Genomic DNA, 12,860 nt, shown 5'->3' on the forward strand with positions numbered 1-12,860 from the left:
CGGCCCCCCCCAGTCGGCGGCGGGCCCGGCTGATGCTAGACTACGGGTCCGGCCCCGCCGCGGGCCGCGCCCTTCTGCGATGAGGTGAACTGCGTGAATTGGTTCATTATCAGCATCGGCGTCGCCATCGTCCTGGCGCTCGCCACCGCGACCGTGGGTCCCCATTTCGTCGACTGGGCGGCCTACCGCGTGGCGATCGAGCGCAATGCCGAGCGCGCGATCGGGACCGACGTCGCCTTCACCGGCGATGCCGACCTCGTCCTGTTGCCGCGACCGCGGCTGCGGGTGGAGAACGTCACCGTCGGCCCGGCCGAGCGACCGTTGATGGTCGCCGCCGCGGTCGAGATGAGGATGGAGCTGACCCCCCTTCTGAAGCGCGAGATCCGCGTGAAGGAGCTGACGGTGGAGGCACCGACCCTTTACGCCCGCATCACCCCGCAGGGGCGGATGGAGCTGCCGGACCTCACCGCGCGGCGCATGATCGCGAGCTATGTCGACACGGCGAACGTCGCGATCGACACCGTGACCCTGTCCGATGCCACGCTGGTGGTGGCGGACGAGCGAACCGGCGTCGAGCGCCGCCTGGAGCACATTTCGCTGAACGGCAGCGCGCGCTCGCTGCGCGGCCCGTTCACCGTGGCGGGCGAGATCGTGTCGGCCGGACGCAACGTCGCCTTCACACTGGGTACCGGCGCGCTGGCGGACGGAACGTTGCCCCTGTCGGCCCGGCTGATGCCGGAGGGACTGCCGGTGTCGTTCGCCTTCGACGGTGCTTTGTCGCCGCAGCCCGCCGCGCCCGGCCTTGCCGGCCGGTTCGAAATTTCCAGCGAGACCGCGACACCCTGGTCCATCAACGGTGACATGGCGCTCGACACGGAGGCGCTGCGCCTCGGCCGCGCCACGCTGACCTACGGCGCGGGCGAGACACCGCTGCAGTTGACCGGCCGCGCCATCTACGCGCTGACCCGGTCCGACCCGCTGGCGCTTACGTTCGAGGCACGGCAGATCGACCTCGACCGCGTCGCCCGCGCGCTGCGCCCCGGCCCGGACGGCAACGCGGCGGGGAGCAATGCGCCTCTCGGCGACGCGGCCAGTGGCGGGGGCAGTGTCTCGTCCGGCGATGCGGCAGGCGGAACGCCCGCGGTCGCCGCCGCGTCTGTCGGCGTTCCGTCCGAAATGCTGCCGCGCCTCGCCGCCCGCATCGCCCCCGCCCTCGGCGGGCTGGGCGGGTTGCCCCTGCCGGACGTGCCGATCACCGCCGACATCGACATCGGCACGCTGATCGCCGGGGGCGCGGTGTCGCGGGATGTGTCCGTTCGCCTGTCCACCGGCGCGACGGGGCTGATGCTGGACCGCGCCGAAGCCTTGCTGCCGGGCGACACCAGCGTGGAGACCAGCGGACGGTTCACCGGCGCGGGTTATGCCGGATCGCTGAAGATATCGGCCTCGCAGCCGTCCATCTTCGCCCACTGGTGGTCGGGCGAGGCGTTCGCGGGCGCCGTGGTGGACCCGGTCCTGATGGAAGCCGACATCGATATCGGCCGCGAGGGGTTCGACGCGCGGCGGCTGTCACTGCGGATCGGTGACAGCCGGGCCACGGGGCGTTGGCAAAGCGGCATGCGGGATGGGCGGCGCGAGGTTGCGATATCGCTCGGCGCCCCGCTGGTGGACGTGGACGACGTGATCGATGCCGCCGCCATCCTGCCGCGCGGGCTTCTGCCGTCGGACGGAACGGATGTCACGCTCGATCTCAGCATCGACCGCATCCTTGTCGGCAATGTCGAGGGGGCGAGCCTCAACGTCGATGCCAGCTACGCGGACGGAACGTTGAACATCGACGCGATCCAGGCCGAAAAGCTCGGCGGGGTGTCGCTATTCGCGGTCGGCCAGCTCGGCGATCTTGCGGGCGAGCCGGTCGGCTCCATCAACGGCACGCTGAAGGTGCTGGACGGTGATGCGCTGGCCGCCAGCGTGCGACAGCTCCTACCGCTGAGCGCGTCGGCGCGCCGCTTCGCGTCCCTCGCCCCGGCGCTGTCGCCGGGGGACTTCACCTTTCGCATCGTCGGCGACACGGCGCCGGATGCGGCGGATCTCACGGTCGCCCTGAACGGCAGCGCCAACGGCACGGCCGTTGCGCTGACGGCGGCGGGAACGCCGTCGCATGGCGCGTGGGCGGCCGAGCCCTTGTCCATCGCGGTGGAGCTCACCAACGCGGACGGGGCGATCCTGGCGCGCCAATTCGGTCTCGGCGCTCCCCCGACCGACGAGCCCGGGCGCCTCTCCCTCACCGCAAGCGGCACCTTGAACGAGGGCGCATCCGCCGCCCTCACCGCCTCCGGTTTCGGCAGCACGGTGCGTTACGAGGGGACGGTCCGCCACGATGGCGCATTCGGGCTCACCGGGCGGCTGAGTGCGGACGCGCGCTCACTTTCGGCGTGGGAGACGCTGCTCGGCGTGCGTCTTCCCGTGGTGGCCGGGCTTTCGCTCGTGGCCGACATCGCCAGCGCCGAGGCGGGCGGACTGTCCGTGTCCGGCCTCGACGGGATCGTCGACGGGGTTCCGGTGTCCGGCTCGCTGCAGGTGGGTGCGGACGGTGCGGCCGGCGACCTCAAGGTGACTTCGGCCAATCTCGAGGATCTGGCCGCGCTCGTCCTCGGCCCCGAAGCCTTCACCCCCGCGCCGAGCGGCGAGGCTTGGCCGAGCACGACGTTCGCGCGGGTGGACGGCTCGCCCGTCCCCCTCAGCCTGGAGGTGCGCGCGGGGACGTTGATGGCGGGCGACCGGCGGCTCGAAGACGCGCGCTTCAGCCTCGACCTCGGACCCGGCCGGCTGGCGCTGAGCGGCCTTTCGGCGCGTTATGCCGGCGGCAGGCTGGAGGGCGGGCTCGACATCACCCGCGACGGCGCCGCTGCTGCGCTGGACGGAGAGATCGCGCTCGACGGCGCGCGGCTTGCCCCGCTGGTGTGGCGCGCGGACGGGGCGCCCGTCGCGTCCGGCACCCTGTCCTTCGGCGCGCGCGTGTCCAGCGAAGGCTATACCGTGGCCGATCTCGTCACCGGCCTCTCCGGCGCGGGGAGTCTGACACTGACGGACGGCCGCCTCGCCGCCTTCAACACAGCGCCTTTCGACTGGGACGACGCCTCGGGCGATGCGCCGGACGATGCGGCGGTGCGCGCCGATTTCCTCGCCCATCTGACGGGCGAGGCGACGCGGTTCGACCGTCTCGCCGGCGATGTCACGATCGAAAACGGGGCGCTGCGGCTGTCCCGCGTCACCACGGAGCCGGCGCTGGATTGGACGGTGGAGGATGTGCGCGCGGATCTCGGCGCGTGGCGGCTGCGCGCCGGGTTGTCGCTGCGCACCGTGGTGTCGGGTCAGCCCGCGGTGCCGATCGGCGTGTCGTTCGATGGCGCGATCTCGGCGCCTGAGCGGTCTGTGGACGTCTCGCGGCTGACGTCGTGGGCGGCGCTGCGCAGCATCGAGCGGCAGGTGGAGGCGGTGGAGAGCGACAACGAGGCGCTGGCGCGGGAGGCGGATGCGGCGGGCGCGCCGACGTCGGACGCCTTGGGCCGGTTGGGTCTGGGTGCGGACGGCGCCGCGGCCCCTGGCTCCGGCGAAACACCCGCGGACCGGGGAAGCCCCCCGGCGGACCCGCCCGCCGAAGGCGCCACATCACCCGGCGCCGGCAGGGAGACGCGCTCCGACCGCAGCGAGGCGCCAACGGGCCGCCTCCCCCGTCGCGATGCCGCCGACGACCACGCCGCCCTCACGCCCCACCCCGCGGCGGCGGGGATGACGGCATCCGGCGCGGCAAAGCCGGACGTCTCAGTGTCCGCCACCGCCACCGCCGGGGCCGGGGTGGAGCCTGGACCCGAGAGGGCCGCGCCGATCCCGGCAATCTACAGCGAGCTGCTGCCGCCGTCGTCCGCTGCCGCGCGGGAAGGGACGCGCCCTGCTCCATCGCGCTTACCGAACGCGGCGAGCGCGGACCGTCCGGATGCGCTGGGCGATTATCTTCGCCAGATGAAGCGGCTGGACAACGACTTGACCGACTACGAGTCGCGCAGGGCCGCCCGCCAGCCGATCGCCGACGCGCTTCAGGAGACGTTGCGCGTCCACATCCGCACGCGGTCCGCATCCGCCGGCTCGCCCGGCGCCGCGGCTGCCGCGGGTGACCACGACGGCACGGGTGCCGCGATCGGCGCGGACAACGCCGATCTACCCGGCGACGCCACCTACGAGGGGCGGACCGGTCATTTCCGCATGGAAGGGAACGCCGCCGCTCGTTAAGCGTGGCTTCCACGGGCGAATTTCCGCGACACCGCACTCAGCGCGGGGCCGCCGCGCACCCCTTGTCCGCCCCCGTGCCCGGGCCGCTGCGCTACGTCGCCATCACATGCGGTCTCCGAATCACTGCGAAAGGCTGGGCCACGGCGGTCGGTTGGGGCGCTGTGACAGGCTCGGCCAGCGTGTTCCGCCAGGCCAGACGGGCCGAATTTTCTCTTATTGAGCCTCATTGGCGGCCCGCCCTTGAGGCCCGGCCATCAATCGCGCTTCCGGGAACGACGCGAAGGACCAGGAATGTGATCATTGGAGGTGCGGCGCGAGCGACGCCCGAGGCGAATCCGCGGATGCGGCCCGGTGACGCAAAAGCGGCGGCGCCGGTGCGGCGGGGACGCCTCAACGCGGGCGGGTGCTGCGGGGAGGCGAGGCGCCGCCCTCCCCCGTCTCATCCAGGCCGGGAGCGTCAGGGTCTCGCGAAAAGGCGTAGGCCAGCACGGCGAGGCGCAGCGCGGAGGCGAGCGAACCCTCCTCGCGGCCGCGGTCGATCGAGGCGATCAGCGCCGCGAGGGACCGGCCCTCGTCATGCGCCCACAGCTGCAGGGCGTCCCAGAAAGCCGGTTCCAGGGCGACGCTGGTGGCATGGCCGTGCAGCGTCACCGAGCGCTTATGAAGTCCGGTCGCGCTTGTGCGCTTCGTGCCGGGCATCGTCGCGGTCCTTCGCCTTCTGGGTTTCGTCGCGCTCGCTTCGGGTGCGGCCGAACTGCACCCGGTTCTCGGCGGCGGCGGTCTTCGCGGCGTCGCGCTGACGCCGCTTGCGTTCCCGCCGCAGGTTGACGACGTCGTCGCTCATGCCGCCGGGCCCGAAGCCGGAGCGGCTGCGCTGAAGCTCGCCGTCCGCCGTCTCACTTCGGCCCGATCATCAGCTCGGGACGGACCACCTTGTCGAAGGTCTCCTCGGTGACGTAGCCGCCGCCAACCGCCTCCTCGCGCAAGGTGGTGCCCTTCTTGTGGGCGGTCTTGGCGATGGTGGTGGCGTTGTCGTAGCCGATCTCGGGCGCCAGCGCGGTGACCAGCATCAGCGAACGCTCCATCAGCGCCTTGATCTGGTCTTCGTTGGCCTTGATGCCGACGACGCAGTTGTCGGTGAAGGAGATCGCCCCGTCGGCGAGCAGGCGGACCGACTGCAGGAAGGCGTCGGCCATGACGGGCTTGTAGACGTTGAGCTCGAAGTGGCCCTGGCTGCCGGCGACAGTCACCGTGGTCTGGTTGCCGAAGACGCGGCAGGCCAGCATCGTGACGGCCTCGCACTGGGTCGGGTTGACCTTGCCGGGCATGATCGACGAGCCGGGCTCGTTCTCCGGCAGCGACAGCTCGCCGAGGCCGGAGCGCGGGCCGGAGCCGAGGAAGCGGATGTCGTTGGCGATCTTGAACATCGCCGTGGCGACGGTGTTCAGCGCGCCGTGGGCGTGGACATAGGCGTCGTTGCCGGCGAGCGCGGCGAACTTGTTCGGCGCCGTGACGAAGGGCATGCCGGTGATCTTGGCGATCTCCTCGGCCACCTTCTCGGCAAATCCCGGCTTGGCGTTGAGCCCGGTGCCGACGGCCGTGCCGCCCTGGGCGAGCTCCAGAAGGCCCGGAAGCGCCTCCTTCACCTTCGCCATCGCGAAGTCGAGCTGGGCGACGTAGCCGGAGAATTCCTGCTCGAGGGTGAGCGGGGTGGCGTCCTGGGTGTGGGTGCGGCCGATCTTGATGATGCCGGCGAAGGACTTGCCCTTGGCGTCCAGCGCATCGCGAAGGTGATTCAGCGCGGGCAGCAGCGTCTTCTCGATCTCTTCGGCGGCGGCGATGTGCATCGCGGTCGGGAAGGTGTCGTTGGACGACTGGGAGCGGTTCACATGGTCGTTGGGGTGGACCGGGTCCTTGGAGCCGACGACACCGCCCAGACGCTCGATCGCGAGGTTGGAGATGACTTCGTTGGCGTTCATGTTGGACTGGGTGCCGGAGCCGGTCTGGTAGACGACGAGGGGGAAGTCCTCGCCCCTCTTGCCGTCGATCACCTCGTCGGCGGCGGCGGCGATCGCGTCGGCGATCTTGGGATCGAGGTTGCCGAGCTCCTTGTTGGCGAGCGCGGCGGCCTTCTTGATGACGCCGAGGGCGCGGACCATCGGGGCCGGCATCTTCTGCTCGCCGATCTTGAAGTTGATCAGGCTGCGGGCGGTCTGGGCGCCATAATAGCGCTCGCTCGGGACTTCGAGCGGACCAAACGAATCCGTTTCAGTGCGGGTGGTCATCGGCGGGCCTCTTCACGTGCCCGCGTCAGTTAGCAACTTTTCGCGGGGCGTCCAACGGCCTCTTTGTAAGGCCGTGTCGGCGCCTTGCGATGTCAGCCGTCGGAGCCGGTCTTGAGCGCGGGAGTTTCGGCGATCGCTTCGATGATGCCGACGGCCTTTTGCTTCAGCTGCGGATCGGAGATGGTGGCGAAGGCGCGGACCAGGCGGACGGTCGCGGGATCGCTGAGGGCCTGGCTGAGCGGGGTCGCATCGTTCACGCGGGCGATCGATGCGTCGGTGGCGCCTTCGAAGAAGTAGGTGATCGGGGCCTGGAGGACGATGGCGATCTGGTGCAGCCGGGATGCGCCGATGCGGTTGGTGCCGCGCTCGTACTTCTGGACCTGCTGGAAGGTGATGCCGAGCTGTTCGGCGAGCTTTTCCTGGCTGAGGCCGAGTTCGAGGCGCCGGAGGCGGACGCGCGAGCCGACGTGACCGTCAACCGAGTTGGCCGAGCGCTGGTTGGGTACCGTCTCTGGTCGCGCCTCGCTCACTTGACCAGACTCGCTGACTGCTGCTGACATTTCCACGTCCTTCTCGACCGATCTAAACTCCGCCCCGCCATTCTGCGTTGAATCAGAGTGCGCCATTGTGCAGGCGGGGGGGTCATCTGTTGCGGGTGTCGGACTCCAAAGGCAACATCCACAACAAGTTAGCTGATGTGCAACTACCGGATACGTGTGCGCAGGACAACCCAAGAATGATTAGTCTGTACACAAAGACACTGGATATCCTGTTTATAAACAAGGTTTCTGATCAAAGGATATGCAGCTGACCTTCTGTGGCGATAAGTTCCTCTTTTGGAACGTCTCTAGAGAGGGCCGGGGCACTCGAAAGTGGCAGCCCTTCACCATATTTTGGATCCGAAATACATCGAAACCTGTCAGACAGGTGACGAAGCCCGACGCGTGCATTCCATTCCTGGGATGGCATTCATATCCTCGGAAACAATTCCGTGCAATCGCAGGTTTGCCTTTTAGAGCATTTGGGGACAGTTCATCGCATATCGATTGCGGGGTAGACGGCGCCGGAATGAGGTGCTAGATCCCACCGCGTTGCCGCAGTAGCTCAGTGGTAGAGCGCACCCTTGGTAACGACATTGCCTCTCCCGCGGGAAACCGCGGGATGAAAACCGCTCAAATTCGGGGAAAGCTGAAATGCCGATCCCGAGCCAAGTCCGAAAGCCCCAAGGGTCTGACGGAACGGTGTAGAGACTAGACGGGCGGCACCCTCCTCCCCAAGGGAAAGGGTGAAGGGATAGTCCAGACCACAAACGCACCACACGGTGCGGCGGCGAAAGCCGAAGTGGTAAGAAGGGTGAGGTCGGGAGTTCAATCCTCCCCTGCGGCACCAGTGATCTCCCAATCTCCTCTTCACAGACACGCCCGACGGACGCTTCGCGCTGTCCGCAATTTCGCATCTGTGCAATTTAACGTTCAACCTCAGGGCGCTTGGACGAGCGGCGCGCTAGAACCTCACGCGATATGGTCCCACAGGCGGCGCGCACTCTGCGCCACCGCGGTCGCTGCGCGTGTCCGGCGCGATCGCGCGCATGGGGACGGCGAAGTCGCCCCCTCACCCGCTGCGAGCCGGCCAGCCCGGACACCAGGCGCGGCCGGTCCGGACACCAGACGCCGCCGGCCCGCTGCGAAACGCACCCGCGACGCGGGGGATACGCCTCGAAGCGGCGGAGGCGGCGGACATGCCCCGCCGCGCCGTCGCGCCGGCCCCCGCCGCACCGGCGCCGCGCCAAAGCCGGCCGGAGATCAGATCCGGCGCGCCGCAGCCACCGCCGTGATCAACCAGCCGAGCAGCAGGAGAATACCGCCCACCGGCGTCACATAAGCGGCTTCGGCCGGTCCGCCGAGCACCATCGTGAACAGCGAGCCCGAGAACAGGAGCACGCCGAGGCCGAACGCCCAGGAGGCGGCCCCCAACAGCGCCGGGATCACATGACCCTTCAGCCCGCCGATGGCCACCATCGCCACCGCATGGAGGATCAAATAAAACACCGCGGTGTCGAACGTTTCTTTGTTCTGCGGCACGAAATTGGCGTCGAGAGCGTGTGCCCCGATCGCACCCAGACCCACACCCAAAGCGCCGTAAAGCGCGCCAACAACAACAACCCGCATCAGTTTCCTCTTGTCTCTCAGTTCAGCCGATCTCAATCCCGCTGATGAGCCGGACCGCCTGTCCCCGCGTAGCAAGAACCGTGCATGGTGTCCGATTTTTTTGTCTGAACGCCAGCGCCAACTGCGCGAAGACTGCGGATTTGTGGGCCGATCGCGTTCGTCGCGGGCGCCAGCCGGAACGGCCGCGGCGTGGCGCAGGTGGGGCGCAGGCGGGGCGAATCACCTCACGGGCGAATCGGCGCCGCGCAACGGTGCGCATCGGGGATCCGCCGAGGGAGCGCCGCGCCGGCTGAAGAGTGGTGCGCGCGACTGCCCGCGAAGGAGGCAGGCGCGCGCATCGCAGGTCAGGAGAGATCGGGCAGAGGCGCGACGTTGAGAAGCTCGCCGAAGTCGGCGCGCATCGCGGCCCAATCCCACTCGGTGCGACGGTCCGGGCGCAGTGGCGTCACGGTGATGTAGCCGTCCCGCAGAAGGCTGATGTCGCAATCGGGGTCGACGACCTCCTCCGCCGAGCGGCGGAACTGCAGCCAGTGGTAGGACAGGCCTCGCACGTCGACCCGCTCGACCACGTTCACCCCCTCGATGAAGCCGTGGCCCGGATGGCACAGCTTCACGCCCTCGATCGTTCCGGGATCGCGGTGCGGGAAGTTGACGTTCGGCACCACCTTGGACGGCCACGAGATGTTCAGGAGCTGCTCGATCATCGGCTTGGCGTAGGCCCGCGCGCAGTCCCACTTCACCTCGACACCCTGGAAATACTGGCTGAGCGCGATCGCCGGGACGCCCAAGGTGAGCGCCGTCATCGCCGCCCCGACGGTGCCCGAATAGGCGATCGAATCGGCCATGTTGCCGCCGCGATTGACGCCGGAGAGGACGAGATCGGGCCTGGAGTCCATCAGGTGCTCGACGCCGAGGATGACGCAGTCGGCCGGGGTGCCCCGCACGAAGTAGCGCTTCTCGCCCTCGTGGTGGACGCGCAGCGGCTCGTGCAGGCTGATCGCGTGGCTGACGCCCGACTGGTCGAACTCGGGCGCCACCACCCACACGTCGTCGGTAAAGGAGCGCGCGATCTCCTCCAGAAGCTTGATCCCCGGTGCGCGCGCACCATCGTCGTTGGTAATCAGGATTCGCATCGCCGTCCTCGCTCTTGCGAAGGCGCCCTAACCCGTTGGGACGGGCCGGGCAAGCGCGCTCAGACCGGCTCGCGCGCCGCACCTCCCGCGATCGGCCCCCCCGCGCCAGGCGCGCCCGGCGCCGTGGGCGCGGCCGCCTTCCCCGCCCGCGCCTCGCCACCGCGCGGAACGGCAACGCGCATGTCTGCGCGCAGTTCGGCCGGCGCCGCGGCCTTGGCGCCCTTCGCCTGCGAGGGATGAGGCACCGGCTCGCGCCGCCACGGCTCGGACTTGAACCAGCCGACGATGTAGGCGATCGCGATGAGGATCACGATGCCCGACAGGTTGGCCGCCGCCAGCGCCGCAGGTCCGCGCTCGGCCGAATGGTCCAGCGCCCAGCCCATGATCTGCGACAGCACCATCCCCGAGACGAACACCGCCAGCGACTGCTGCCCGACCTTGCGGATGACGCCGATCACGCGCCCGGCCACACCGTCCAGCGACAGGCGCCGCCCGCCCTCACCGGCCAGCATCCACGCCACATAGGCGAAGGCGAGGAAGTGGACGACGCGGAAGATGCCGAGGTCTGTCTTCCAGAACAGCCACGGCACCGCCTCGCGGAAGGGGGCGACCCAGGCGAAATTGTCCCAGCCATAGCGCGAGGAGGTCACCACCCCGAGCGCCAGGACGAGGAGCGCCACGACCGTCAGCCCGTAGCTGCGCGGCGGCGGCTTCAACCAGCCCATGACGAAGCTGAAGCCGATGAAGAAGATGAGCTGCCAGCCGAACGGGTTGAAATACCATTCGCGGTCGACGCCCTCGCGGATCTCCGCGCTGAAGGCCAACAGGCCGAACTGCGCCGCCAGCCACACCGCGCCGACGGCGGCGAACACCGCCCCGCGCCCGAGCCGCGACAGCGCCATCACCCCCGGCATCATCACCAGGATCACCATGTACATCGGCAGGATGTCGAAGTAATTCGGAACGTAGCGCAGTGTCATGAACGCCAAGAGATGCGCGCCCGTGTCGTCGAAGAAGGGCCGTGTGTAGAGGCGTTCGGAGTAGAAGATGCCGCCGTTCCATTGGTCGAAGACGGCGATGACCGAGACGGTGACGATGAACAGCGCCACGTGCGCCCAATAGACTTGCCACACCCGGTAGGCCGTGCGCGCGGTGCCGAGCAGGAAGGAGCGGTCGCGGAACAGCGACCCGAAGGCCAGCGCCGAGGCCATGCCGGAGCAGAAGACGAACAGTTCCGTCGCATCCGAGGGACCGAATGCGGCCGGGATCCAGAGATTCCACGGATTGTGCGGCGTGTGGGCAATGAAGATGATGAACATTGCTAGGCCGCGAAACACGTCGAGCCTCAGGTCGCGCGGGCGACGCGCCCGCTTCTCCGTGCTCACGATCCCCGACCGGGCGGGCGAACCCTGTTCATGGCAGCGCTCCAGTTTTTTCGACGCACGAAGAGAAGCGCCGGGCGAAGGCCGTTCGCACGGACCCACTCGTTCGTGGTTGGCTTGCATAGATCGGGCTGACCGCCGGCCGGCGCGCCCGACCCTCCCTTAGCATCCAAACCTGAACGTCAGACCATATGACGGCGGCGACAAGACAGATTCGTCAGGCTGTGACACCGGAACACTTGGCGAGGCGGGTGATGGCGAAACTGTCCATCCCGCGCGTCGTCCCCCGCTCGCGGATCAGCCGCCGCGCCAGGCGCATGTGGCCCGCCTTCATCGCGGCGTCGATCGTGATGCGAACGAAGACGTCGCGCTGGGCGTGGCTGCCGCCGATCGTCGAAAGGCCGGCCTGCGCCATGGTGAGCGCCTCCACCGCGGCACCGAAGCGGCCGCGGCGGAAGGCGGCCAGTCCAGCCGCCGCGGGGCTGCCGACCTGGTGGGCAACGTCGCCCGTCTCCGTGCCGTCGCTCTTGGCCGCGAGCCGGTCCACCATCGCATCGGCCGCCGCGTCGCGCCCTGCCGCGAGAAGCGCCATCAGGTAGTGAAGGTCGGCGAAGGTGAGGCAGGCGTCGGCCGCGCGCTTTTCGGACAGGTCCGCCAGCTCCTCCCAGCGGCCCCCCACGTCGACGCCCTCCCCCTCGAGCCGCGCCAGCAGTGACACCGCGTTGGCGATGTCGCGATAATCGTCCGTCGGCTCGGCGCGCACGGCGGTGTCGTAGAGGGCGAGCGCGGCGTCGAGGTCGCCGAGCTCCATCTCGAACAGCGCGGCGTGCCAGTCCACGTGATGGCGGAAGGTGCTGCACCCGGCATAGGCGCCGGGGTGTGCGGCGATCAGCGCGCGCCCCTCGTGCGGCGTGCCGGTCATCTCGTGAACGTGCGCCAGCGCGTGCAGCCCCCACGCATCGTCGGCGGCGAGCCGGAGGGCGGATTGGCCGGCCGTCACCGCCTCGTCGAAATGGAGCGTCTCCTCCAGCGCGAAGGCGTGGCAGCCGTGAACATATCCGGCGTGCGGATGATCGTCGGCGAAGCCGGGGGCGGCGGCGGCGGCCGAGCGCAACATCCCCGCCGTGTCGCCGGCGATGAAGCGGATGGCTTGGCCGATTTTCAAGGCCATGGCGTCAGCCGGCCAGCGCTCCAGAATGGCATCGCAGACGGCCGCCGCGGCGGACGGCCGCCCGCCGCGCCACAGGGCGAGGACGCGAACGAAGGCCGCGTCGTGGTCGCTGGGCGACGCGGCGAGGCCGAGGGCCCGCTCGGCGGCGCGCAAGGTGGCGGCGGCCTCCGTCATCGCCTCGCGTCGACCGGACAGCATGAGCATGAGGCCGCTGGCGGCCGCCATGGCGGGCGAATGCGGCGCCACGGCCAAGCCTTGCGCCAGCGCTTCAGGCGCGACGGCGGAGTGTTGAAGGATTCGGGTTGTGAGGGTGATCCATGCGGCCGGATGATCCGCCAACGAAGGCGGGACCGGAGCTGCCGAGTGTTCGACCATGCTGACCTCGCAGAATCGGGCCATCATGTGGCGACCCGTTGTCGATCACATGTACG

General features: G+C 69.3%; 9 protein-coding genes. 1 reads left to right on the forward strand and 8 read right to left on the reverse strand.

The features are described 5' to 3' along the window. The first annotated feature begins 93 nt into the window (after positions 1-93). Complete coding sequence (locus BIX52_RS00565) at positions 94-4,290, forward strand: AsmA family protein (protein WP_170126379.1); 4,197 nt, start codon at positions 94-96, stop codon at positions 4,288-4,290. Between the two features lie 390 nt (positions 4,291-4,680). On the opposite strand, the gene BIX52_RS00570 is transcribed toward BIX52_RS00565, so the two are convergent. From BIX52_RS00570 to BIX52_RS00605, 8 genes are all read right to left on the reverse strand, one after another. After that, complete coding sequence (locus BIX52_RS00570; protein WP_083659907.1) at positions 4,681-4,989, reverse strand: ribbon-helix-helix domain-containing protein; 309 nt, start codon at positions 4,987-4,989, stop codon at positions 4,681-4,683. After that, on the reverse strand, positions 4,949-5,134 hold the full coding sequence (locus BIX52_RS00575; protein ID WP_075219095.1) for a DUF4169 family protein: 186 nt from the start codon (positions 5,132-5,134) through the stop codon (positions 4,949-4,951). The genes BIX52_RS00570 and BIX52_RS00575 overlap by 41 nt, the downstream gene beginning before the upstream one ends. A 52-nt stretch (positions 5,135-5,186) precedes the next feature. Then, positions 5,187-6,575, reverse strand: coding sequence for a class II fumarate hydratase (gene fumC, locus BIX52_RS00580; RefSeq protein ID WP_075219096.1), 1,389 nt, complete (start codon positions 6,573-6,575; stop codon positions 5,187-5,189). 92 nt (positions 6,576-6,667) lie between these two features. Next, positions 6,668-7,135: a helix-turn-helix domain-containing protein gene (locus BIX52_RS00585; RefSeq protein ID WP_075219097.1), complete on the reverse strand. Its 468-nt coding sequence runs from the start codon at positions 7,133-7,135 to the stop codon at positions 6,668-6,670. A gap of 1,242 nt (positions 7,136-8,377) precedes the next feature. Continuing rightward, the gene (locus tag BIX52_RS00590) at positions 8,378-8,779 is read right to left on the reverse strand and encodes a DUF423 domain-containing protein (protein WP_139312686.1); all 402 of its coding nucleotides are present in this window, start codon (positions 8,777-8,779) and stop codon (positions 8,378-8,380) included. 308 nt (positions 8,780-9,087) lie between these two features. Next, positions 9,088-9,876: a 5'/3'-nucleotidase SurE gene (gene surE / locus BIX52_RS00595; RefSeq protein ID WP_075219099.1), complete on the reverse strand. Its 789-nt coding sequence runs from the start codon at positions 9,874-9,876 to the stop codon at positions 9,088-9,090. Between the two features lie 59 nt (positions 9,877-9,935). Continuing rightward, complete coding sequence (locus BIX52_RS00600; RefSeq protein ID WP_075219100.1) at positions 9,936-11,261, reverse strand: OpgC family protein; 1,326 nt, start codon at positions 11,259-11,261, stop codon at positions 9,936-9,938. A 214-nt stretch (positions 11,262-11,475) separates the two neighbouring features. After that, positions 11,476-12,675, reverse strand: coding sequence for a tetratricopeptide repeat protein (locus BIX52_RS00605; RefSeq protein ID WP_139312687.1), 1,200 nt, complete (start codon positions 12,673-12,675; stop codon positions 11,476-11,478). Positions 12,676-12,860 lie beyond the last annotated feature (185 nt).

It is taken from the genome of Acuticoccus yangtzensis, assembly GCF_001927245.1.
GTDB lineage: Bacteria > Pseudomonadota > Alphaproteobacteria > Rhizobiales > Amorphaceae > Acuticoccus > Acuticoccus yangtzensis.